Genomic DNA, 23,453 nt, shown 5'->3' with positions numbered 1-23,453 from the left:
TTCACAAAGGCGCTATTTCCTAATTACAGGAATGCTCCTTTCCTGTCCAAATTATACCACGATTTCTTGCACAAAAATACGACTCCAAACATACGCGTGGAGTCGCATTTTTGTGTCTGTGATTCAGCAGCTGCTCATCGTCGTGCCTTTGGCCGTCAGGCCTTCAAAGTCGTGGATGAAGGCTTCCACGGCTTCGTCGATGGCGGCGTTCTTGACGAAGTTGTCGATGACGGAGCAGGCGACGGTGGCCGCGCCGATGCCGTATTTGCAGAGCTCGAGGACCTGCTGGCTGTTTTTGAAGCTGGCGGCGAGCACCTCGCACGGGATGTCATTCTTTTTGTAGATCTCGTGGATCTCGCAGGCCACCTTGATGCCGTCGTAGCCCATATTGTCGATGCGGTTGACATAGGGAGCCGCGTACTGCGCGCCGCACATGCCGGCAAGATAGCCCTGCATCGGCGTGTAGATGGCCGTGGCCGTGATTTTGATGCCTTTGGCATGCAGGGCCTTCATCGCCTTGAAACCCTCCGGCAGCGACGGCACCTTGACGTACGTGTTGTCGCCAAGTTCCCTGACGATGCGCTCGGCATCTTTGACCATACCATCAGCCTCACGGGCGATGACCTGAGCATGGAGCTGGGCATCCGAGCCGATGATCGTGCGAATCTCGCGCAGCACCTCAAACGGCGGCCGGCCGCTCTTGGCCAAGATACTCGGGTTCGTCGTCACGCCGGCACACGGATAGTAATCCCAGATGCGGCGAATAGCCTTGACATCAGCATCATCGATAATGAGTTTCATAGAAATCCCCTTGTTTCGTCGTTTTCTCGTAAACCACAAGCAAGGCAGCAGCCATTCCGGGGAATGACTGTGCCTTGTCGTGAAATGAATCAGCCTCTCGTCTTGCCGCCGGCCACGTTGTACGTAACGCCATGGATGTAGGAAGCACGGTCGCTTGCCAGGAACAGGACGAGGTTTGCGACCTCGGTGAGCTTGCCGCTGCGTCCGAGCGGCGTCGTCTTCGTGCTCTTGTAGCCCTTGCGCAGGTCATCGACCGTGATGCCGCGCGTGTAGGAGAGTGCTTCCTCATAAGCCAGCGTGCGCAGGCCCGTCGCCTCAAGAATGCCAGGGGCTACGCCGACCACGCGGACGTTGTAGCGGCCGAGCTCTTTCGACCAGGAACGCGTGAAGGAGTTGACAGCGTTCTTGGTTGCGGCGTAGATGCCCTGGCCCTCGGAGCCTTCAAGGCCGCTCTCGGAGCTCATGTTGATGATGACGCCGGAGCCGTTCTTGACGAATTCATGGCCGAGTGCCTGTGCCATGAGATAAACGCCCTTGATGTTGACGCTCGTGACCTTGTCGTAAATCTTCTCGCTGAGCTCGTATTTGCCGTGCGGATCCTTCGGGTCGACGAGCAGGCACGGGATGTTGATGCCGGCGTTGTTGACGAGGATGTCGAGCTTGCCGAATTCTGCCTTGGCCTTCTCGACCATGGCATTGACGCTGTCGGCCTTCGTGACATCGGTCACGACATAGAGCAGCTTGCCCTTGCCTTCGCCGAGCTCGAATTCCGGCTCGTTCGGGTTCATGTCGCAGACCACGACGTTCGCACCGTTATCGAGGAACGACTGGGCGACCGTCTTGCCGATGCCGGATGCACCGCCCGTTACTACTGCCGTTTTACCTTCCAGATTCAACCAGGATGTCATATTAATCGTCTCCTATTCTCTTAATCAAAATCCTATTGTTTGTAGCCAAACGTCTGTAACGAATCTTGCGTTCCGGTTACGGGCGATAGATTGCGATCTCATCGCCGGGGGCTACATCGGCGACCGGCTTCTCCTCAAGGTAGAGGCTGCCTTCGAGGGACTCGCCGTCTTTGTTGGCATTGAAGCGCAGCGTGATGTGGCCGAGGTCTTTGAGGTTCTTCTGCACCTGATTGCCGACGAACACGACCTTATAGGAAGTATCGCCGAGCTTAAGGATATCACCGGACTGCACCGTATCCTCGAGCTTGTTGCCGCGGTGCAGGATGCAGTATTCGCGGAGCTCCTGCGGCGCATTCTCGTTGAACATGATGAGCATGCCCGCGCCCTTGAAGGCGTTGACCTGTTCGCCAAGCTCCTGTACTGTCGTGCTGTAATATTTCTTCATGATCGTGTTCCTCCTGAATGACAATCAAGCAAAATCAAAGGGTTAATGGGGGTTAGTTGGGTTAATGGGGTTCAGCCGGCAGCTTATGCCTCATAAAGGCCGAAGCTGGCGAGCCATGCAAGGACGACGGAAATCGGGCCCGTGATGAAACGGGAGTAAAGGACGGACGGCACACCGACTTCAACGGTCTGTGCTTCTGCCTCGGCAAGGCCAAGGCCAACCGGGATGAAGTCGCAGGCGCACTGGGCGTTGATGGCGAAGAGCGCAGGCAGGGCAAGATGCGGCGGGATGGCGCCCTTGCCAATCTCCACACCGATGAGAACGCCGATGACCTGTGCGATGACGGCGCCCGGTCCAAGGAACGGAGAAAGGAACGGGAAGGAGCAGATCAGCGACAAGATGATAAGGCCGCCGATGTTGCCAGCCAGAGGAACCAGCAGATGTGCGATGACATCGCCGATGCCGGTGGAAAGGATGATGCCGATGAGCATCGAGACGAAGGCCATGAACGGCAGGATGGTCTTGATCATCGTGTTGATCGTCTCACGGCCGGCCTGATAGAAGACCGAAACGATACCGCCCATGAACTGACCAACCTTGGCCATGAAGCCACCCTGTTGTTCCGAAATCTTTTTCGACGTATCATACTTGGCCTGGCTGGCCGGCACCACTGTTTCACTAGGCGCAGCCGCTGATGTTGCAGCCGGCGTCGCCGAAGCATCTGAGAAAGCCAGATTTTTTTCTCGTACAGCGGAAACGTAGATATCTGGTTTGATGTACTGGGCGAGCGGGCCGCTCGGACCAGTCGGATTCAGGTTGATCGTGTTGATGCGCTTCTGCGGATAGATGCCGCAACGCAGCGTGCCGCCGCAGTCGATGACGACAGCCAGGACTTCATCATCAGGGACGCTCGTCTTGAAGCCGTCAACGAGTTCGCAGCCCGTCATCTCGGCAAGTTTCTGAGAAACTGGAGAAACCACGCCGCCCGTGATGTTGACAATCTTGTTTTTCTTATCGTCCGGATGCAGGACCAGCGGGCCGCCAAAGCCGCCGGAACCAGCCGTGACAACAACATCTTTATAATCTGCCATGATACATATCTCCTTCATATATGTTCATATGATGTATTGTTTGAGTAATTTTTTTGCTCGTGGCCATCAGCCCTCGAGCTTCACCAGTTCCTTGCTGAGTTTTACACCCTGCTGCTTCTGTACATAGGCCGTTGTAAAGTCGGTGATCCAGCCACGCAGGAAGTTGATGACGATACCGATGAGGAAGTAACGCAGTGCCAGGTCAACCGTCGGCAGGCCGAGAGCCGAGATGCCGTTGGCGATGCCGAGGAATACGAAGAGCTCAGCAGGATCGACATGTGGGAACAGACCATTCAACGTGTGGCAGGATGCCGAAGCTGATGCGTAATACGATGGTTTGTAATACTCCGGCAGGAATTTGCCGAGGGAAAGTGTCATCGGGTTGCAGAAGAAGAACGTACCGACGACAGGCAATAGAATGTAACGCGTGACGACGTTACCGCCGCAGATCTTCGCGAATTTCTCAACTTTCTCCTGGCCGACAAAAGCAACGATGGAGTTCATCGCAACGAGCAGGCAGACGAGTGTCGGAATGATGCCCGTTACCCAGCCGACGAAGGTCTCGCCGCCTTTGTTGAACATGCCGATGAATCCTTGGGCTAAGAAAACCAGTGTGTCCATGTTTTACCTCTCCTTTTCTCCTTGAAAAAGCTTATGATGATTTCTTTAAAAGAGGCTTTGCCACAGCCTGTGCCTGTTCCTGAGCACGCTCCTGCTGGAGTTCCTGGTAATCCAGGTAGTCCTTGCGGGCACTCAGGGCTGCCTTTACCTGCTGGCGGGAAAGCCCCCTGCCCTTGCAGACCGTTTCGTCAAGTTCGAGCAGGCTCAGGCCCTCGAGTGCCGGGAAGTGCTTGCAGCGTGCAAAGATCGTGACACCCTCCATGATTTCTCCACGGATGATGCGGCAATCCTTGTCGATGCACAGCAGCACGACAGCTCCTGCGAGGATGCGTCCCTTCGACTTGCCGATGGCCACGCGGCCGATGGCGCGCAGCTCCTTGACGTGACGGCTGAAGCGGCGAAACTGCCAGAGTCCCAGCACCGTCTGCAGGATCCAGACCACAATCGCGGCCAGGAACAACGTCCAAAGCATAGCAATTCCTCCTTTTTTTATCCTCTCCTGCTCATTCGTTGAGCAGGATTTTGGCTGTGTCTTCGTCCGTAATCAGGACATTGATGAGGTGGCCCCTGAGGGCTCCCATGATAGCCGGTACTTTCTCCCGCGAAGCGGCCATGCCAATGCTGTACGGCAGGGTGGAAAGCTTCTCGAGGGGGACCGCAATCGTGCGGTCGGTAAACGGCGTTTTTACCGGCTTGCCGTTGATGTCGTAAAAGATGGAGCAGATCTCGCCGACGGCTCCCGTGCGGGTCATCGAGTCGATGGCCTCGCGGCCGAAATCACCGGACCAGACAAGGTTCGAGGATTTGACCGGTGCGCCGATGCCAACAATGGCAATGTCAAGCTGTTTCCAGAAATTCGAAATCTTCTCGTAGTTGACGTCGTGGACGATGGCCTCACGAATCTCGGCCGTGCGCGTGATGGCCGGCGCGTAGATGTAATGGCTGCGCGCGCCGAACGCATTGGCCAGTTCGTAGCACAGTGTGTTGACGTGGTGATCGCTGTCGATGCGTTCCGGGCCGCCGTCGATGGGAACGAAATCCGCATCGAGCTTCGGCAGACGCTCGCGCCTCGCACAACGCGTCAATTCCCGGATGCTCGTGCCCCAGGCCAGGCCGATGACCTGACCATCGGAGACGATGCGCCGCAGCAGATTGAGTCCTGCATGCGCCATGTTCCGTTTGATGACCTGCATATCGTAGCTTTTGGATACGATGTAGGCTTCGCGAAGGCCGAAGCGCCGTTCAAGCGCAGCCTCGAGCTCCTCGTACGAATCGCTTTCCACATTGATGGTGACGATGCCGTATTCGAGAGCCTTCTTGAGGTATTTGCTGACCGTTGTGCGATCAACGCCCATGCGTTTCGCGATTTCGCTCTGTTTCATATGATCCATATAGTACATATTGGCTGCTTTTATCAAGATTCGCTTTTCAACTGGTACCATGTTGATTTCCTTTTCTTCACATATGTGATGTTCAATCTCTTTTGTTATCCTCTTGACAGGTCTTATATTATCAAGATAGCCCTGCAATTACAATCATTTTAGCCATTTTTTCTCTTGTTTTTTGTCATTCTCAATGAACTTCTCATTTACTTTCACATATGTACAAGCTATATCACTTATGTGAAAATAAGTTGAGCATCTTTTTCCCGCCCACCTGACAAAATACGAGTCATTTTTATAATGAAAGTGATAACCAGTATTGACATATACCCCACTATGGTATATAGTAAAGATATAAAATTAAACACACCAAATCTATAGATAATTATAAAATATATTATAATTATAATATATTTTATAATTATCTATGAAGAGGAGGTGAGTTCTGCATGTTTTCTAAAGATGTTCTTCGTGTCTTGCAGGTTTCTCGACCGACACTAACAAAGTATGTAAAAACAGGAATTATCCGCGTCCATGTCATGCCCAATGGCCACTATGACTACAACGAGGAAGATGTCTACAAGTTCCTCAACAAGGATGTGAAGCGCAAGACCTATATCTATGCTCGTGTTTCTACGCCAAAGCAGAAACCTGACCTCAAGAACCAGATCCAACTGCTCAAGCAGTTCTGCTTTGCAAGCGGCTACACCATCAACGGCGTATTCTCGGACATTGCCAGTGGCATCAGCTTTGAGAAGCGAAAGGGATTGTTCGACCTGCTGGACGATGTCCTTACCGGACGCGTTGAGCGTGTGGTTGTGACCTGAAATCGTGAACCTGTTGCATTGCTACTCCATGGAGCTGTATTCCAGCCGCAGAAGACTGCGGAAGATCAAGGAGGCGATAGAGGATGATGAAACGAGTGGAACACCACCGGCTTAAACCTTCTTCACCTTTTTACGCCATGCTGCGCGAATTCTGTCATCGTTCCAAGAACCTGTACAACCACGGGAACTACCTGATTCGCCAGACATTCATTGAAGATGGCAAATGGCTGCGCTACGGCGAAGTCGACCGTTTGCTGAAGGTTGACGCAGAGTACCCTGACTATCGGGAGATGCCGACTGCACAGTCGGCACAGCAAACGCTTCGCATCTTGGATAAGAATTGGACGTCGTTCTTCGCGGCTATCAAGGACTGGAAGGCGCATCCCGAGAAGTACAAGGGACGGCCAAAGCTGCCGAAGTACAAGCCGAAAGACGGCTGTTTCCCGCTGGTACTGACAAACCAGAACTGCAAGCTCAAAGACGGAGTCATCCGCTTTCCAAGAGTCTTTCAAGGGTTCACGGTAAAGGCCATCTTCGCCAGTCAACCAGATGCTGTGTTCAAGCAGGCACGCATTATCCCGCATGGTGGTGAGATTGATCTGGAGCTCGTCTATGAGTTGCCGAAAGTCGAGGAGAAAGCCGACAATGGAAAGTATGCCGCCATCGATATCGGCGTCGACAATCTCGCGGCGCTGGCCTGGAACACAGACGAGCGACCTGTCCTGCTCAAGGGGACGCCGCTCAAGTCGGTCAATCAGTACTACAACAAGCAGATGGCCAAGCGCAGGAGCATCTGTGAGCTGATGAATGGACGCCATTCATCCAAGCGAATCGCGCGGCTCACAGCGAAGCGGAACCGCAAAGTCGAGGATTACCTGCACAAGGCAAGCCGCAAGGTCATCGACTTATGCGCGGAGCAGGATGTGTCTGTACTGGTCATCGGCAAGAACAAGGGCTGGAAACAAGAAGCGAAACTTGGGCGCAAGGTCAACCAGAGTTTCGTACAACTGCCTTTCGCCCGCTTCATTCAGATGCTTCAGTACAAGGCCGAATCAATCGGCATGAAGGTCGTGCTGACTGAAGAGAGCTACACGAGCGGTACGTCATTCTTGGATGACGAGGCACCCGTCAAAGAATGCTATGACAAATCGCGCCGCATCCATCGTGGCCTGTTCCAAGCGAACGATGGCCGGAAAATCAATGCCGATGTCAATGGTGCCTACCAGATCATGCGAAAAGTATTCCCGAATGTGAATACAGACGGGATAAAGGGCGTAGCGTTGCGCCCAGCTGTAGTAGCCCTTTCGATGAGCGCTCGCCGCGGCTCCGGCTGCGCCTGATGCGAGAAAGAGCGAACAGCGAAATTTATAAAAAATACGAATAGTATTATTTGGTATTTATAATAAATATAACGTAACTAAATTATCATCACAACGAGGAGGAATCATCATGGCAACAGCAATCGTTGGCATACTCGTCCTGGTCGCATTGTTCTTCGCGGTCAAGGGCGTACTGAAACATTTCCGTGGGGAGAGCAGCTGCTGCGGAGGCGGCGCGGTCACGGCACCCCTGCCCAAGAAACTCAGCGGCACGGTCATCGGCAAGAAGGTCGTCGACATCGAGGGCATGACCTGCGGCAACTGCAAGATTCGCGTCGAACAGGCACTCAACACGATTGACGGCGCAGCCGCCGAGGTCAATTTGCACCGTGGTCACGCCGTACTCAAGATGACGCGCGAGGTCAGCGACGACGAGATTCGCCAGGCACTTGCCGGCAGCGGCTACACGATCACCGGCATCCACGCAAAGGGATAAATAAAACATATTAATTAAGCCATTGAAAATTTATAGGGCAAATGGGGTTGCAAATTTTTTATGACCTGCTATAATCTAGTATCAGAAGTTGGTACTAGATTAGGAGGTAACAAAAACATGAAAGACTTTGCAAAAGTCATGAACGATCCCGCATTCCAGGTTATTTGGGAACAGAGCGCCAAGTCCTATGATTTCATCGCACGTATCGTTTCCGTCTACAAGGAAATGAGCAAAGACAGCGATAATCAGTAATATATACGTCGCATTGCACAAGCGCATATGACGCCAGACGTCACATCCCTGTCGCCCGACAAGGAGATGTGACGTTTTTATGTACGAAAAATGCCGCGGACCAGTCAGGATGAATCTCCTGCCGGCCTGCGGCATTTCGCTTTTCGCGGGAATCGGGGCGAGGTTTATGAGTTGAGCAACCAGGGAAACGTGGCGGAGAGATAGCGGCCTATCTTCTCGCCCATCTCTTTCTTGGCCTGGTAGTCGGGGTGCAGACCGTCCGTCGTGTAATCGCTGCGGAGCCAGCCGCGCTCATCGACAAGCGAGCTTGCGACATCCACGGAATACGGCTGACGCTTGACCCAGTCGCAGACGTACTGCTGGTGCACGAGCCAGTCCGGCGTCGGATGCTCGATGCCCGCGCGGTGAATCATGAGGCCCGGATTGATGGGCGTCGGCGTCACGAAAACGGGGATGATGCCGTAGGCCGCGCACTTCTCCTTGAGGGCCTTGAGATGCTGCACGACGGTCCAGCCCAGTGTGCCGGCACGGTAGTCGTTGACGCCGCCCATGATGACGAGGACGCGCGGCGAGAACGGCAGGACATCGTGCTCGAAGCGGTCGAGCATATCCTGCGTGGTGTTGCCGCTGACGCCGAGGTTCTTAATGGGAACGCCGGCATACGTCTCCCAGTTGTAGAGTTTGTACGAAGGCGGCACACTCATGACGCCGCCGCCGTGCGTGATGCTGTCGCCGAGCGCGGCAATCGGCGTCGGGGCCGTGACGGAGAAGCCGCTCTTGTCAGACCAGTCACTTATGGCCGCGCCATTCTCATCGACGGAACGCACGCGCCAGTAGTAACGGCCCGGCGTCGTGTAGGCATCCCAGTCGTAGACATCGTATTCGCCGCCCTGCAGGGTCTTGACGTACATGTCCTTGCCGTTTACCTCGCGGTAGACCTGGACCTCATGGTGCTTGGCGCCGGGCATCGGGATCCAGGAGTAAACGGGGTATTCGGCGGCGTAATCCATCTGGTCGTATTCGGCCGTCGGCTGCGGGGCCTTCGGGTTCAGCACCCCGGAAGTGACAGGCTGTGGAGCGGAATACGAGGACAGCGGATTGCCGCTGTAATCAAGCGGACGCACCTTCCACCAGAACGAAGCGGCCGCCTTGCCAAAGCGGCTCAGGTCGATATCGACGCCATTCGTGAAGATCTGATTCTGCGTCATGATGACATCCGTCAAATCATCACGCTGCGAGCGCAGGATTTCCACCTGATATTTGACAGCTCCCGGCACGACAGGCCAGGTAAGGCTCACGCTGTGCACATCAGCTGCCTGTGCCTGTCCGCCATCGGCTCTGGCCTCGGCCGCGATTTCCTGCGCAGCCTTTGTCTCCGTTACGGCCGGCTGGCCTTCCTTGGCATCGAGGACCGAGGTCGCCGTGACATGCCCGCCATCGGCAGCGGCCGCGTGTGTGACAGCCGGCACGGCCAGTCCAGCCGCCAGACAGCAGAAGCCAGCCAGGCGCATCATCTTCTTGATTGTTTGCTTCATGTGCTTCATATGCTTCATGATGAAAATTTTTACCTTCCTTCCAGAAATATCGTTTCCATCTTATCACGCTCCGGCATTTTTTTCCACCATGAAGAAATCGCCCTGCAGAGCCCAGCCGTGATTGAGCGGACCGCTGCCCTTGCCGAGATTGAGGCCGGAAAGCAGCGCCCCCGTCAGGTATGATTTGGCGAGGCCCACGGCTTCGGTCAACGGGAAGCCCTTGGCCAGATTCGAGGCGATGGCGCTCGAGAGCGTGCAGCCTGTGCCATGTGTATTCGGATTGTCGATGCGCGGCGCCGCGAACCACTTCTCCTCGTCCGCCGTGACGAGCAGGTCGCTCGCATCCTCGCCGAAGTGGCCGCCCTTGGCCAGCACGCTGACGCCGGCTGCGGCATGGAGCGAACGGGCTGCCTGCACCATCGTCTCACGGCTGTCAACCGTAAGGCCGGTCAGGGCCGAGAGCTCAGGAATGTTCGGCGTGATGACCTCAGCGAGCGGAAAGAGTTCCTGACGCAGGGCGAGGCTCGCGGAGTCCTCGAGCAGCTTCGCGCCGCTCGTCGCAACCATCACGGGATCGACAACGATGTGTTCGGCCTCATGGGCACGCAGCCTTTCGGCAATCACGCGGATGAGCCCTGCCGAGGAAACCATGCCGATCTTGACGGCATCGGGACGGATATCCTCAAATACTGCATCGATCTCGGCCGCCAGGAATTCCGGCGCCGCTTCCTGCACCATGCGCACGCCCGTCGTGTTCTGTGCCGTGAGTGCCGTGACGGCACTCATGCCGAAAACACCGTGTGCCAGCATCGTCTTGAGGTCCGCCTGGATCCCTGCGCCGCCGCTTGAGTCACTGCCGGCAATCGTCAAAACCTTCTTCATCCGATATTCCCCTTTCCTTCGGTCAAACGGTATCACTTCCATAATTTGCATCAACAGTATTAACATTAGCCGCGCACTCCCCTTTTTCCTGCTCAACGATGGCAAAAGCCTGGATTTCGCGCGTTTACTACAGATTTTCCAAGGCTGTTGTAGCGATTGATGCGGGTTTCCCTTGTTTGCCGGTTTCCCCTTGCTTTTTTCTAAAAAGTACGTAAAATATACAGTATGTATTTCAGCTGTCATGACAGCTGAACAGAAATGATTTATTTTTGTTTTGTTGAAGGAGAAAGAGGTTATTTTCATGATTCTGGAACGCCTGGAGGAGCTGCCTGTCGGCTCATTCCACTACAAACTGCTGCTGGTCACCGGTCTTGGCTGGCTGTTTGACGCCATGGATACGGGACTCATCGCTTTCGTCCTGCCCGTGCTCACGAAAGACTGGGGGCTCTCGCCCGCCCAGGCCGGCTGGATTGGCTCCATCGGTCTCATCGGCATGGCGCTCGGTGCCGTGCTCGCGGGCACGGTCGCGGACCGCATCGGCCGCAAGAAAATCTTCACGATCACCGTGCTGCTCTACAGCATCTCGACGGGCCTCTGCGCACTGGCTTGGAGCTATGAGTCGCTGCTCGTCTTCCGCTTCCTCGTGGGCTTCGGCCTCGGCGGCGAGCTGCCCGTCGCGGCAACGCTCATGAGCGAATACGCGCCAAGCCATCTGCGCGGCCGCTTCATCGTGCTGCTTGAAAGCTTCTGGGGCGTCGGCTGGCTCGTCGCCGCCTGCATCGCCTACCTGCTGATCCCGCGCTTCGGCTGGCAGATTGCGTTTGTCATCGGCACAATCCCTGCCCTCTACGTCTTCCTGATCCGCCTGCACATGCCGGAATCCGTGCGCTACCTGATCTCACACGGCCGCATGGAAGAAGCAAAAGCCATCATCCTCGACCTCGAGCAGAAACTCCACGTCGAGAGCCGTCCGTTTGACAAGGAGCTGAACCCGGCCGAACGTGAGCAGCCGAAGGCCGCTGCGACGAGCTTCGCGACACTCTGGACAAAACCGTTCCGCACGCGCACGATCATGCTCTGGCTGGCCTGGTTTGGCATCGTCTTCAGCTACTACGGCATCTTCATGTGGCTGCCGTCCATCGTCTTCGCCCAGGGCTTTGCCGTTGTCAAGACATTTGAATACGTGCTCATCATGACGCTCGCGCAGCTGCCCGGCTATTATGCGGCTGCCTGGCTCGTCGATGTCATCGGCCGCAAGTACACGCTCTCCCTGTTCCTGCTGATGTCGGGCATCTGCAGCTTCTTCTTCGGCAATGCGGGCTCCGCCTCCGCCCTGCTCGCCTGGGGCGCAGCCATGAGCTTCTTCAACCTCGGCGCCTGGGGCGTCACCTACACCTACACGCCGGAGCAGTATCCGACGACCATCCGCGCGCTCGGTTCCGGCTGGGCTGCCGGCTTTGGCCGCATCGGCGGCATGATTGCCCCGATGCTCGTCGGCCTCATGCTCGCCAATGCCTTCGGCATGAGCACGATCTTCCTGATGTTCGCTTCCGTCTTCGTCATCATTTCCGCCGTCGTCCTGACGCTCGGCAAGGAAAGCAAACAGAAGACGCTCGAGGAAATCACGGATACGGCGCTCGATTCCTGAACTCGTTCTTCTCATGAACAGCAAAAATCCCGTTGGCCTGGCCAGCGGGATTTTTTACTGCCTGTTTTTATTTTTTCTGGGCAAAGAGCCAGTCACGGATAGCGTCGATGCCATAGGCGAACGACCAAGTGTACATGTGGTTGCCGTCGGCGAAAACCGTGTAATTGATCTTCTTGCCCTGTGCGGCAAGATCGCGGACCTTCTGATTGAGGTCAGCCACAGGCGCCTTGCTGTCCCACCACGGCGAAGCGTTGCGCGCGACGGAACTGCCGAGGGATTCCCAGAGCGCCGTAGCCTCATTCATGCCCGGGAAGGCCTTGTTGTCGCCCGAGCAGACCGTGATCCAGAGCGTCTTGTCCTTCATCGCAGCCATTTGCCGGCCAGTAAGATTGCTTTTTTCCAAGACAAAAAAATCACCTCTAAGATAGGAATAAAACTCGTTACTCCTATCTTAGAGGCGATGAATTACAGCGGTATTATAAGACGCAAAGATTTTGCTGAAATCTCAGTTCAGCACCACATAGCCGATCAGGAAACTGATGAGAAAGAGAATGAAATAGATCACGATGGCCCGGTTGCTGAGCCAGTCCTCGGTGAATTCTTCCTTCGTCTCCTCCGACATGTGGAAGTCCGGCATATCGACGTGCGGGACCTTCACGTGGGGCATATCGACATGCGGCATGGTGACGTGCGGCAGTTCCACCGGGGGCATCTGCGCCTGCGGCGTCCTCACCGTGCGCAGATGTTCCCGAATCTCCGGCACGAGCGGCACGAGGAAGATGACGGCCGCCAGGATCACCGTGCCGCTCATGCCCATGAGCTTGATGCCGATCACACCGAGCAGCATGCCGATGGCGATGCCAAAGCATATGATTTTGCGTTCCTTATTCATTGTGTGAGTTGTCAATCTGACCACGACCTTTGCCTTTTTGAGCCTTACACATCTCTACATCCATTATCGCACGCGTGGCAAGTCCTCATTTGCATGTCTTTTCCGCCTGGCGCGCCGGATATGTGCGATGCGCTTCTGGTGATGGCGCCAGATGTAGTAGCAGACGGCCGTCAGGATGACGATGGCCGTGTTGACGGCGCCGTACATGAACGAATAGCCGAAGTTCGCCGCCACGATGCTCATGATGGCTGCTGCCAGGCCGACGCTGATGTCGAGCGACCAGAAATACGTGGCCGTCGCTACGCCCGCCCTGGAAGGTGCCGCACTCTTGACCGCAAGCGTCTGAAACGCAGGGCTCAGCGCGCCAAAGCCGATGCCGAGCACTGCCGCCGCAATCAGCAGGCCGGTGACGGACTGGACCTGGCTGAAGATGACCATGCCTGCGGCAAAGAACAGGAAGCCCGGCCAGACCGTCCAGTCCGGGCCCTTCTCATCGAACAGTCGGCCAATGACAGGGCGCGTCAGGATGATGACGAGCGCAAAGACCATGAAGAAGAGGCTCGTCTCGGCCTGCAGGCCCAGGCTCTTGGCATAGAGCGGGATGAACGTCAGGATGCCGCCGTAGGCGAAGAACACGAGGCCGCCGAGTCCCGCGGGAGCCAGTGCCTTGCGCTCGATGAAATCACTGAGATGGAAGCCCTTCTTCGTACGCTTGGCCGGCAGGATAATGGCATCGGGCAGGCGACGCGCATTCGCGGCGAAGAATGTCAGCGCGCCCAAAAGCGTTACGAAAGCAAAGAGCGCCGTGCTGCCGAGATTGCCGATGAGCAGGAGGCCCAGCAAGGGGCCGACGACCATCGCGAGATTCGTCGACAGCGCAAAGTAGCCGATGCCCTCGCCCTTGCGCGTGGCCGGCAGCACGAGGGCCGCCATGGCCGCCGCAGCCGTCGTCGCCAGCGCAAAGATGCAGCCGTGCAAAAGGCGCAGCACATAAATGGAAGTCAGGCTGTGCAGCCAGTTGAAGGCCAGCATGATGAGGAAGAATACTGTCGTCGCTGCGATCATCAGCCGGCGCTTGTTGACGGCATCGATGAGCCTGCCGGCCAAAGGCCGGCAGGTGACGGCGCCGATCTGAAAGAAACTCATGGCCAGTCCCGCCTCCATATCGCCGCCGCCGAGACTGTCCATGATGAAAATGGGCAGTGCGGCTACCATGATATACTGCGACATGAAGAGGAACAGATTGCTGCCGCCCATGCCCAGGAATTCCGGTGTCCAAAGTCGTTCTCGTTCCATACGATTCCCGCTTTCTTTGTTTTGATTTATATAATCCACTTTCTATAATATACAGGGATTATTATCGCACTATCGCCGCCATAATGCAAAGAAAATCACAGACGCTGCAGCTTGACGCGGAACGAGATGCTGCGGTTCGTCGCGAGTTCATCGAAATGGATGACGTAAGCTCCCTTTTCCGCATCGAGCGCCACGATGGTACCGTCGCCGAACACGCGGTGCGTGATGCGGTCGCCCTCCCGGAACGCCGCGGGTTCCGCCTGACGCAGCAGGCGGCGCGAAGAAGCGCGGATGTAATCCTTCGCATCGCGCACGAGCTTTTCCGGCAGCGGCGCCGTAAAATCCAGAAGCTTTGGTTCAATATCAAAAATAAAGCGCGAGGGATAGCGCAGCGAGCCGTCAATATGGAGACCTTCGGCATCAGAAAGGCAGAGTCCCTTCTCCGCCCGCGTCATCGCGACAAAGGCCAGGCGGCGCTCCTCCTCCATCGCCTCGGGCGTGCGCGTCTTGCGCGAAGGGAAGATGCCCTCGTTGAGCCCGCAGAGGAAGACGTACGGGAACTCAAGCCCCTTGGCCGTATGCACCGTCATCAGGCGCACCTTGTCGCCGGGATCGCCCGCATCCTGATTCGTGAAGAGCGCCGCATGGTTCAGGTAGTCAATGAGCCCGGCTTCCTCGCCGCAGTTCACTTCATACTCGCGCACGGACTGCTTGAGTTCTGCGAGGTTGTCGAGACGCGCCTGGCTGCCCTCCGTGCGCAGCATCGTCTCGTAGCCGCTCTTGTCGAGCACGCGCGCGAGGATTTCCGAAACGGAGCCGCCCTCGCAAAGTTCGGCCAAATCTTCGATGAGCTTGATGAAATCCTTCACTTTGGTGCCACGCCAGATGGGATCAGCCAGGCTTTCCTTCAGCGCCTGCCAGAGCGTCAGCTGATGCTCCTCGGCATAGGCCGTCAGGAACTTCCTGCGCCGCTCGCCGATGTTGCGCTTTGGCACATTGACGATGCGCAGGAAGGACAGGTCATCGTGGTACGCGAGCATGCGCAGGTACGAGAGCGCATCCTTGATTTCCCGGCGGGCAAAGAACTGCACGCCGCTGTAGATCGTATAGGGCAGCTCGGCCTTCAACAGCTGCTCCTCGATGCTGCGCGTGATGTAATGCGCGCGGTAAAGCACGGCCATATCGCGGTACGGCACACCCTCCGCATGCAGCCGCCCGATCTCGCCAGCCAGCCACGCGCCTTCTTCGTCCGCAGCCGCCGCATGATGGCAGACCACCTTTTTCCCATGCGGGCATACCGGTACGAGATCCTTCTCGACGCGGCTCGTATTCTTCGCGATCAGCGAATTGACGACGGCGAGGATTTCCGGCGTCGAACGGTAATTCTCGAGCATGAAGATCGTCTTCGTCCCCGGGAAATGCGCATCGAAATCCAGGAGATACCGCCCTGAGGCGCCGCGCCATGAGTAAATGGTCTGGTCGGGATCCCCGACGACGAAGAGATTCTTGTGCCAGCCGCAGAGCACGTTCATGAGGCGGTACTGCGGCTCATCGATATCCTGGAATTCATCGATCATGATGTATTCGAGGCGCTGCTGCCATTTTTTGCGGATATCCTCATGCTCCGCGAAGATATGGAGCGAGAACTTGATGAGGTCGTTGTAGTCGAGGCCGAAGCATTTCTTCTGTTCGTAGAGATAGCCATAAAAGAGGATGTCCTGCTTCGACTGCGCGCGGTCGTATTTTTCTTTGAGCCCCGCGAGCGGCAGAGCAATGAGTTCCTTATAGTAATCGGGCTGCTGCACGAGCTTGCGCATCTCGAACATGTCGCGCGCCTGCCCGTACGTCATGTCACGCAGCGTCAGGCCCCGTTCCTCGTAGATCTTCGCGAGCATGTCGTCGATATCGGCGTTGTCGAGCACGAGAAAGCTCTTCGGATAGCCGACGGCATGACTGTCCTCCTGCAGGATGGAGACACAGAAGCCGTGAAACGTATTGATATAGCCCGTATCGTTGTCGCCCGTCAGCGCGTGGATGCGGCTGCGCATCTCCGACGCGGCCTTGTTCGTGAAGGTCACGCAGAGGATGTTGCCGGGCAGGATGCCGAGTTCCTCGACGAGATAGGCAAAGCGGTGCGAAAGAGCGCGCGTCTTGCCGGAGCCGGCCCCCGCCAGCACGCGCACGAAGCCTTCCGTGGTCGTCACAGCCTCGCGCTGCGCCGCATTGAGGCCCTGCAGGAGCTCCAGATCGTCCCGTTCATCCATATGATGCCCTCCATTCTGATATCACATATATCTTTCATTCTATCACATGGCGCAAGCAGCCAGCCTGCAAAGAAGCAGCCGGAAATAACAGAAACTTTACATGACCGTAACAGTCCCCCCGCGGCCGCATGGTAAAGTGAGAACGGTCAAGGAAAGTGTTGCATTCAAGGAGGGTTTTGGTAGTATGAAGTGGATTCACAACAAGAAACGCCTTACGGCCTATGTGCTGACGGCGCTCTGCATTGCCTCGACAGGTTTTGCAGCAACTGAGCATTGGAATGATGCATCCACAACCCCATCCCACATCTCTCTATCTCTATTGTGAAATCCTCCGGCCATCTTTTCCCTCGTGGCCGGAGGATTTTCTTGAGGAGGTCCCTATCGTATGAAACAATTACTTAAGCGTCTGGCGATTGTCTGCGGCATCGCGCTCATCCTCGCTGCGCTCCTGCAGCTCAATCAGGTCACGAAACCGGAACTCGTCAATACGGACGGCCGCAGCTTCCAGGAAGCGACGGTCACGGGCATCCTGCAGGATAATATCCAGGAAAACGGCAGCCGCATCGGTGACCAGATCGTCAGCCTGCGCCTCGAGGACGGCTCGGAAGTCGAGGCCAACAGCCCGAACGGCCTGCTCTTCGGCACGGTTTGCGAGCCCGGCATGTCCGTCATCGCCATGGCCAGCAAGACAGGCTCCCTCTCCTCGTTCACGGTTTACAGCTACGACCGCTTCAAGGCTGTCGTAGGTTTCCTGGCCTTCTTCTGCCTGCTGCTCATGGTTGTCGGCGGCAAAAAAGGCATCAAATCCGTGCTGGCGCTCGTAATCACCTTCGTGAGCTTCCTGTTCTTCTTCTTCCCCCTGATCATGCACGGCATCGCGCCGCTCGTCGCCGCCGTCATCACCTCCTGCCTGATCCTCGCCCTCACGGTCTGGCTGATCTGCGGCTCCACCTGCAAGGCCCTGGCAGCCGGCATCGCTGCCTTCGGCGGCGTGCTTTCGGCCGGCATCTCAGCCGAAGTATTCGGCCAGATGGCCCACCTTTCCGGCTACAACGTCTCCAACATCGAAGCCCTGCTCTTCGTCGGGCAGAATACCCGCATCGATGTCGGGCAGCTGCTCTTTGCCGGCATCCTCTTCGCCAGCCTCGGCGCCGTGCTCGATATTGCCATGGACGTATCCGCCGCCGTCTCGGAACTCCACCAGATGAACCCCGAAAAAAATGCCCGGGCTCTCTTCCAGAGCGGCATGAACGTCGGCCAGGATGTCATGGGCACCATGGCCGCGACGCTGATCCTCGCCGTCTTCGGCGGCAGCCTCGGCACCTGGGTGCTCGACTACGTCTACGACCTGCCCTTCCTGCAGCTCGTCAACTCCAACAGCCTTGACATCGTCATCATGCAGGGCCTCTCGGGCGGCATCGGCGTCATCATGACCGTGCCGCTCGCCTCCGCAGCCTCGGCCCTGCTCGCGAGACGCGCACACGAACGCGCTTCCCTGCCATGCCAGGCCGAACGCTGACGGCAGCGGCAAACGCACTCCACAACAGCATAAAAAGGATTGGCCCTGCGCACCCCCTTCGCGCAGAGCCAATCCTTTTTTCATGAGAAAGAAGCCATCAGCAGGCTCAATGGCCAAGCACGTGACCATCGGCATCGATCGTCACGCTGCCGGCACCCTGTCCGGCTTCAAAATAGGCGATCTTGTACGCCTCTGCCTTATTGACCATCGTGTCCTCCACCGCGACGATCTCCGCCTGCGGATGAACGGCCTCGACCATCTGTGCCGCAATTTCGCCATCGATCTTCGGCGTGCCCTGCAGCATCAGCAGGCCTCCCCAGATAAACAAGCCGGCAAGCAACATGAATCCCTTTTTCATAATACCAACTTCCTTCTGTATAATCGTATAAATTCTTCCAACCAAGGACTAGTATACACTAATTTCCCACATTTGTTTACATTATAGAAGGAAGTATTCTGTATTCATCGTAAATTGTGTAATAATTTAATCTTTTTTCTTGCCCTGATGCAGCCGCTCAGCCAGGAGCGTATAGCGTCGTTTCGTGCGGTCGTTCTCCACAGCGGTATTCAGCGCCGCACGGGAACCCAGCAGGATGACGAGGCGTTTGGCACGCGTCACGGCCGTGTAGAGCAGATTGCGCTGCAGCATGATGTAATGCCCCTTGGTGAGCGGCAGGATGATGACGGGGTACTCACTGCCCTGGCTCTTGTGGACGCTCATCGCATAGGCGAGCTGCAGCTCTCCCATCTCACCCTGCTCATAGTCCACCTCAAGGTCTTCGCCGAAGCGCACAGTGAGGCGGCCCGGTTCCATGTTCACGATGAAGCCGATATCACCGTTAAACACCTGCTTGTTGTAATTGTTCTTCATCTGCATGACCTTGTCGCCCAGGCGGAAAGTCTGCGTGCGGTTGACGAATTCCGGCTTCGAGGGCGCGGCGGGATTTAGGGCTTCCTGCAGCAGCTTGTTGAGGTTATCAACGCCGCAGGCCTGGCGGTGCATCGGCGACAGCACCTGCACGTCAAACAGCGGCGAGAATCCCTGTGCCGGCAGGATTTTCGTGCAGAATTCGAGAATCTTTGCTGCCGTGGCCGCTTCGTCCGGCATTTCCCAGAACTGGAAATCACCGTGCAGCGAGCAGACCGGCAGCCGGCCGGCATTGATGGCATGAGCGTTGACGACGATCGTGCTCTCCTCGTGCTGGCGGAAGATTTCCGTCAGGCAGACGCACGGAATTGCCCCCGAGCGCAGGATATCCTCGAGCACGGCGCCGGGGCCGACGGCCGGCAGCTGATCCACGTCGCCGACGAGGATGACATGGCAGCCGTCCGGTACGGCCGCCAGGAAATGCTGCATGAGTACGATATCCATCATCGAGACTTCATCGAGGATGATGACATCCGCCTCGAGCTGCTCATCCTCCGTCTTGCCGAATACGGGAGCCCCGGCACCACTCTGGCCCCCCTGGGCTTCCAGCATGCGATGGACGGTCATGGTCTTGCGTCCCGTGGCCTCGGCAAGACGCTTGGCCGCACGGCCGGTCGGCGCGCCCAGGAGGATTTCGAGGCCCTGTGATTCCAGAAGATCCAGCATGCCGCGGATGACCGTCGTCTTGCCTGTACCGGGGCCGCCGGTCAGCACGAAGACACCGTGCAGCAGGACAGCCGCCATGGCCTGGCGCTGCCCATCGGAGAGCGTCAGGCCCGTCTCATGTTCCCAGCGTGCGACGAGCCTTAATGGCGACTGCGCCAGATTGATGGGATCGGCATAACGCTGCAGGTAGAGCAATTTGCGCGCCGTCTTAATCTCGGCACGATACAGATAGGGCGGATAAATGAGCGTCTCTCCCCGTGCCTCTTCGACGATGAGGCGCTGTGCCTGGAGTTCGCGCCGGAGTACCTCGCGGACGCGCTCCCGGTCGACCGTGAGGAGACGGCTTGCGCGCTCTACGAGCGGCCCGGCGGGAATGCAGCAGTGCCCGGCCAGAGCTATCTGCTGCAAGGCATAGTCGATGCCGGCCATCACGCGCTGCTCATGGTCTTTCGGCAGCCCAAGGCTCGCCGCGATGGTGTCGGCCGTGGCAAAGCCGATGCCCTCGACTTCCTGTGCAAGCTGATACGGATGATTCTCGAGCATGTCGAGCGAGAACGAGGAATACTTCCTGAAGATGCGCCCGGCAAACGTGCCCGAGATACCGTGATTCTCAAGCCACAGCATGATTTCGCCGAGTTCTGACTGCGAGCGGTATGACGCCACGATCTTATCAGCCGTCTGCCTGCCGATGCCCGGCACCTCGAGCAGCCGCTTTGGCTTTTCCTCAATGATGGTCAGCGTGTCCTGGCCAAACGCCGTCACGAGGCGATGGGCCATGGCCTTGCCGACACCGTCGATGACGCCCGATGCCAGGAAGCGCTCGATGCCCTCAACGCTTGAAGGTGCCTCGATGCGGATGCTCGCCGCACGGAACTGCTGCCCGAAGCGCGCATGGTTGACCCACTGGCCCTTCAGATGGACCTGCTGCCCCACGAGCGGCGGCTCTCCCTTGATTGTGGCCGTGATGCGGCTGTTCTGCTGTGACGGTTTGACGCGGAAAACCGAGAATTTGCCATCATCGCTCGCATAAATGACGCTGTCCACCACGCCTTCAATCTCTTCCTGTCCCTGAAATCCAATCAGGGTCTGCTGTACGACGGCCATAACGACTCCTTTCTCTTCCCGCCTGACATCAGGCTTCCGTCAAACGCTCCCATTTCGCATAACGCTGTTCGATTTCCTCTTCCTTGGCCGCATAAGCCGCCGCAATCTCCTGGCTCTTCTGCGGGTCCGACTGGATTTCCGGATCATTCATCTGGAATTCAAGGCCCTTGAGCTCGGCTTCGGCCATGGCAATCTCGGCTTCGGCGCGCTGGATCATCTCCTCGCGCTTGGCATCGCTCATGCTCTGGATGCGGCCAATCTCAGCCCGTTTTTTTTCTTCTTCACGCGCGCGCTGCTCGGCCGCCAGCTCCGCAGCCCGCTTTTCGGCAGCAGCCGGCTTTTGCTTGTGCTTTTCCTTCTCCTCTTTGGCCTTGCGGAGTTTTTCCGCTGCGAGGCGTTCTTCCTCGCCTTCTTCCTCCGCCAGCTCCTTCTTCATGAGGTAATAGCTGTAATTGCCGAGGTATTCCGTGAGCTTCCCATCGGCGAGCTCCAGCGTGCAATTCGCGACCTTGTCGAGGAAATAGCGGTCATGCGAGACGGCCAGGAATGTTCCGGGAAAGGCCATCAGCGCCTCCTCCACGGCCTCGCGCGCCGGGATGTCGAGATGGTTTGTCGGCTCGTCGAGGATCAGGAAATTCGCCCCGGTCAGCATGAGCTTGAGGAAGGCCACACGCGACTGCTCGCCGCCGGAAAGGTCGCCGATGAGGCGCAGGACCTCATCGCCATGGAACAGGAAAGCCCCTAGATATTTGCGCGCCTGTTCCTCATTGATGCCGTATTCGTAGATGAGCTCGTCGAGGATTGTGCGGTCCATGTGCAGGCCCTCATGCTGCTGCGAGAAGTAACCGATCTTGACGCGGCTGCCGATCTTGACGCGGCCCGTCGGCGACTCCAGTTCGCCGACGAGGATGCGCAGCAGCGTCGTCTTGCCCGCGCCATTGGGGCCGACAAGCGCGACACCGTCCCCCCTGCGGATCAGCAGGGAAAGATGCTCAAAGATCGTATGGCTGCCGAAGGACATGGAGACATCCTCGAGCTCTGCCACACGCTGTGCACACTCCGGCGGTTTATTGAGCGCAAAATAATTAAAGGAGGCATCCTCCGGCGGCAGCACGATGCGTTCCAGCCGGTTGAGCTGACTCTGGCGCCCGCGGGCCTGTTTGCTCTTGATGCCGGCCTTGTATTTACGGATGTACTCCTCCGTCTTGCGGATGTGCTCCTGCTGTTTTTCATAGGCTGACTGCAGCGCGGCGCGCCGCTCCGTCTTGACCTTCATGTAATACGTGTAATTGCCGTCGTAATTCGTAACCGTACGGCCTGCGAGTTCCAGGATACGCGTGGCGACGCGGTCGAGGAAGTAACGGTCATGCGAGATGATGAGCACGCCGCCGGAATAATTCTTGAGGAAGCCCTCCAGCCATTCGATCATGTGAATGTCGAGATGGTTTGTCGGCTCGTCGAGGAACAGGAAATCCGGTTCGCGCAGCAGTGCTTTCGTCAGGCAGATGCGCGTCTTCTGGCCACCGGAAAAATGTGCGACATCCTTGTCAAAATCCTCTTCGGTAAAGCCCAGGCCAAAAGCCACGCGGCGGATACGGCTCTCGAAATCATAGCCGCCGAGCAGTTCAAAACGTTCGACCACCTTGCCGTAGGCGGCCATCGTCTCCTCATCGGCATGATCGGCAATCTGCTTCTCCAGCGCCTTCTTGCGCTCGCCGAGCGCGATGACATCATCGAAAGCCCGCAGGAACTCCTCGTAAAGCGTACCATCGCCAAAGTCCGCCTGCTGTTCGACGTAACCGATCGTGCCAGCGTCATCGAGCTGGATCGTACCGCCATCCGTTTCTTCGAGTCCGAGCAGACAGCGCATCAGCGTCGTCTTGCCTGCACCATTGGCACCGACAAAACCAACCTTGTCGCCGCGGGACACCTCAAAACTGACATCGTGAAAGAGCTCGTCGATGCCAAAGGCCTTCTTGAGGCCCGTTACCTTCAACATACCCAAATTTTATTCACCTCAAACAATCCATGACATCGTCATGCCGATAGAGAAAGGGACGGAGCATACGCTCCGCCTCCTTCTAAAAATATAGACAAACGTACTCGAATATGAACTATTAAGCACATTTAAACCAATAAATCTTATCGAATCTCCAGATAAGCCTGCACTTCAAGGCATTGGCCTTTTTGCAGTGTTTTGTTGGGGCTTGGAAATTCAACGCATGAATCTCCGGGTACATTGCGGTCACATAACCTGCATGCGTTTCCCCGTTGCGGTATGTGTAAGACACATAATCACGATGATGGAAACCACAAACCTCATCCACACCAGCCTTGCTTTTTCGGCGCATAGGCTTGATTGACCATTCCTCGATGTCAACCGATTCAGGTTCTAAATCCGCAATACAAATAGCGTCGTTGGAATGTGTCTTTATAATATTCCAGTCTTCACGCTTGTTTGCTGTGTCGCCGCCTGTGGTTAATACCAGGGAGGCACGACTCTGTAACTGTTCTCTAAACCAATGCTTGCCCTGCATGACCCGCTGGGCGTCGTCCAAGCCTTCGATATGACCTGCG

The 23,453-nt window shown here is 56.7% G+C and carries 23 protein-coding genes and 1 pseudogene; 7 read left to right on the top strand and 17 right to left on the bottom strand.

Going from position 1 to position 23,453, the window contains the following annotated elements:
• Window positions 1–123: 123 nt before the first annotated feature.
• The 7 genes from DWX75_RS10790 to DWX75_RS10760 all read right to left on the bottom strand — a co-directional run bounded on the left by DWX75_RS10790 (window position 124) and on the right by DWX75_RS10760 (window position 5,308).
• Window positions 124–801 (bottom strand): transaldolase family protein, encoded by a 678-nt coding sequence (locus DWX75_RS10790; protein WP_118016321.1) that lies wholly within the window; start codon window positions 799–801, stop codon window positions 124–126.
• A gap of 89 nt (window positions 802–890) precedes the next feature.
• Window positions 891–1,709: an SDR family oxidoreductase gene (locus tag DWX75_RS10785; protein WP_118016320.1), complete on the bottom strand. Its 819-nt coding sequence runs from the start codon at window positions 1,707–1,709 to the stop codon at window positions 891–893.
• Between the two features lie 76 nt (window positions 1,710–1,785).
• Complete coding sequence (locus DWX75_RS10780) at window positions 1,786–2,154, bottom strand: PTS glucitol/sorbitol transporter subunit IIA (RefSeq protein WP_118016319.1); 369 nt, start codon at window positions 2,152–2,154, stop codon at window positions 1,786–1,788.
• 83 nt (window positions 2,155–2,237) lie between these two features.
• Entirely contained in the window at window positions 2,238–3,245 is a 1,008-nt protein-coding gene (locus DWX75_RS10775; RefSeq protein WP_118016318.1) for a PTS glucitol/sorbitol transporter subunit IIB, read from the bottom strand.
• 66 nt (window positions 3,246–3,311) lie between these two features.
• Window positions 3,312–3,866 carry a PTS glucitol/sorbitol transporter subunit IIC gene (locus DWX75_RS10770; RefSeq protein WP_118016317.1) on the bottom strand — a complete coding sequence of 185 codons (555 nt, stop codon included), beginning with the start codon at window positions 3,864–3,866 and terminating at the stop codon, window positions 3,312–3,314.
• Window positions 3,867–3,897: 31 nt separating this feature from the next.
• Window positions 3,898–4,338 (bottom strand): transcriptional regulator GutM, encoded by a 441-nt coding sequence (locus tag DWX75_RS10765; RefSeq protein ID WP_118016316.1) that lies wholly within the window; start codon window positions 4,336–4,338, stop codon window positions 3,898–3,900.
• A gap of 31 nt (window positions 4,339–4,369) precedes the next feature.
• The gene (locus DWX75_RS10760) at window positions 4,370–5,308 is read right to left on the bottom strand and encodes a sugar-binding transcriptional regulator (RefSeq protein WP_118016315.1); all 939 of its coding nucleotides are present in this window, start codon (window positions 5,306–5,308) and stop codon (window positions 4,370–4,372) included.
• Window positions 5,309–5,697: 389 nt separating this feature from the next.
• On the opposite strand from DWX75_RS10760, the pseudogene DWX75_RS10755 reads away from it, so the two are divergent.
• From DWX75_RS10755 to DWX75_RS12310, 4 genes and pseudogenes are all read left to right on the top strand, one after another.
• Window positions 5,698–6,072 (top strand): annotated as a pseudogene (locus tag DWX75_RS10755) (IS607 family transposase); the annotation flags it as partial.
• 86 nt (window positions 6,073–6,158) lie between these two features.
• Entirely contained in the window at window positions 6,159–7,415 is a 1,257-nt protein-coding gene (locus DWX75_RS10750) for a transposase (RefSeq protein WP_233519580.1), read from the top strand.
• A 109-nt stretch (window positions 7,416–7,524) separates the two neighbouring features.
• Window positions 7,525–7,890 (top strand): heavy-metal-associated domain-containing protein, encoded by a 366-nt coding sequence (locus DWX75_RS10745; RefSeq protein WP_118016314.1) that lies wholly within the window; start codon window positions 7,525–7,527, stop codon window positions 7,888–7,890.
• 117 nt (window positions 7,891–8,007) lie between these two features.
• Window positions 8,008–8,142 (top strand): hypothetical protein, encoded by a 135-nt coding sequence (locus DWX75_RS12310; RefSeq protein ID WP_255424272.1) that lies wholly within the window; start codon window positions 8,008–8,010, stop codon window positions 8,140–8,142.
• 164 nt (window positions 8,143–8,306) lie between these two features.
• Here the strand turns inward: DWX75_RS12310 and DWX75_RS10740 are convergent, their stop codons facing one another.
• Window positions 8,307–9,695, bottom strand: coding sequence for a GDSL-type esterase/lipase family protein (locus tag DWX75_RS10740; RefSeq protein ID WP_118016313.1), 1,389 nt, complete (start codon window positions 9,693–9,695; stop codon window positions 8,307–8,309).
• Window positions 9,696–9,740: 45 nt separating this feature from the next.
• Entirely contained in the window at window positions 9,741–10,559 is an 819-nt protein-coding gene (gene thiD / locus DWX75_RS10735) for a bifunctional hydroxymethylpyrimidine kinase/phosphomethylpyrimidine kinase (protein WP_118016312.1), read from the bottom strand.
• Between the two features lie 301 nt (window positions 10,560–10,860).
• Here thiD and DWX75_RS10730 point away from each other — a divergent pair, with 301 nt between their 5' ends.
• Window positions 10,861–12,207, top strand: a complete 1,347-nt coding sequence (locus DWX75_RS10730; RefSeq protein WP_118016311.1) for an MFS transporter — start codon at window positions 10,861–10,863, stop codon at window positions 12,205–12,207.
• Between the two features lie 67 nt (window positions 12,208–12,274).
• On the opposite strand, the gene DWX75_RS10725 is transcribed toward DWX75_RS10730, so the two are convergent.
• The 4 genes from DWX75_RS10725 to DWX75_RS10710 form a co-directional block, all read right to left on the bottom strand.
• A complete protein-coding gene (locus tag DWX75_RS10725; protein WP_199497603.1) occupies window positions 12,275–12,610 on the bottom strand; it encodes a hypothetical protein in 336 nt (111 codons plus the stop codon).
• Between the two features lie 102 nt (window positions 12,611–12,712).
• Window positions 12,713–13,099 (bottom strand): hypothetical protein, encoded by a 387-nt coding sequence (locus DWX75_RS10720; RefSeq protein WP_118016310.1) that lies wholly within the window; start codon window positions 13,097–13,099, stop codon window positions 12,713–12,715.
• A gap of 63 nt (window positions 13,100–13,162) precedes the next feature.
• The gene (locus DWX75_RS10715) at window positions 13,163–14,395 is read right to left on the bottom strand and encodes an MFS transporter (protein ID WP_118016309.1); all 1,233 of its coding nucleotides are present in this window, start codon (window positions 14,393–14,395) and stop codon (window positions 13,163–13,165) included.
• Between the two features lie 95 nt (window positions 14,396–14,490).
• Window positions 14,491–16,659: an ATP-dependent helicase gene (locus DWX75_RS10710; protein WP_118016308.1), complete on the bottom strand. Its 2,169-nt coding sequence runs from the start codon at window positions 16,657–16,659 to the stop codon at window positions 14,491–14,493.
• Between the two features lie 184 nt (window positions 16,660–16,843).
• Between DWX75_RS10710 and DWX75_RS12060 the strand changes: the two genes are divergently transcribed.
• Both DWX75_RS12060 and DWX75_RS10705 read left to right on the top strand, forming a co-directional pair.
• Window positions 16,844–16,984 carry a hypothetical protein gene (locus tag DWX75_RS12060; protein WP_158558798.1) on the top strand — a complete coding sequence of 47 codons (141 nt, stop codon included), beginning with the start codon at window positions 16,844–16,846 and terminating at the stop codon, window positions 16,982–16,984.
• A 60-nt stretch (window positions 16,985–17,044) separates the two neighbouring features.
• Window positions 17,045–18,178, top strand: coding sequence for a YibE/F family protein (locus tag DWX75_RS10705; protein ID WP_118016307.1), 1,134 nt, complete (start codon window positions 17,045–17,047; stop codon window positions 18,176–18,178).
• Between the two features lie 106 nt (window positions 18,179–18,284).
• On the opposite strand, the gene DWX75_RS10700 is transcribed toward DWX75_RS10705, so the two are convergent.
• From DWX75_RS10700 to DWX75_RS10685, 4 genes are all read right to left on the bottom strand, one after another.
• Window positions 18,285–18,536: a hypothetical protein gene (locus tag DWX75_RS10700; RefSeq protein WP_118016306.1), complete on the bottom strand. Its 252-nt coding sequence runs from the start codon at window positions 18,534–18,536 to the stop codon at window positions 18,285–18,287.
• Window positions 18,537–18,662: 126 nt separating this feature from the next.
• The gene (locus DWX75_RS10695; protein ID WP_118016305.1) at window positions 18,663–20,876 is read right to left on the bottom strand and encodes an ATP-dependent RecD-like DNA helicase; all 2,214 of its coding nucleotides are present in this window, start codon (window positions 20,874–20,876) and stop codon (window positions 18,663–18,665) included.
• Between the two features lie 28 nt (window positions 20,877–20,904).
• Window positions 20,905–22,881 carry an ABC-F family ATP-binding cassette domain-containing protein gene (locus DWX75_RS10690; protein WP_118016304.1) on the bottom strand — a complete coding sequence of 659 codons (1,977 nt, stop codon included), beginning with the start codon at window positions 22,879–22,881 and terminating at the stop codon, window positions 20,905–20,907.
• Between the two features lie 112 nt (window positions 22,882–22,993).
• On the bottom strand, window positions 22,994–23,453 hold a 460-nt coding region (locus tag DWX75_RS10685), incomplete at its 5' end, for a hypothetical protein (RefSeq protein WP_199497602.1).

Source organism: Mitsuokella sp. AF21-1AC (genome assembly GCF_003458855.1).
Lineage (GTDB): Bacteria > Bacillota > Negativicutes > Selenomonadales > Selenomonadaceae > Mitsuokella.
This window is presented reverse-complemented; position numbering and strand designations above follow the sequence as displayed.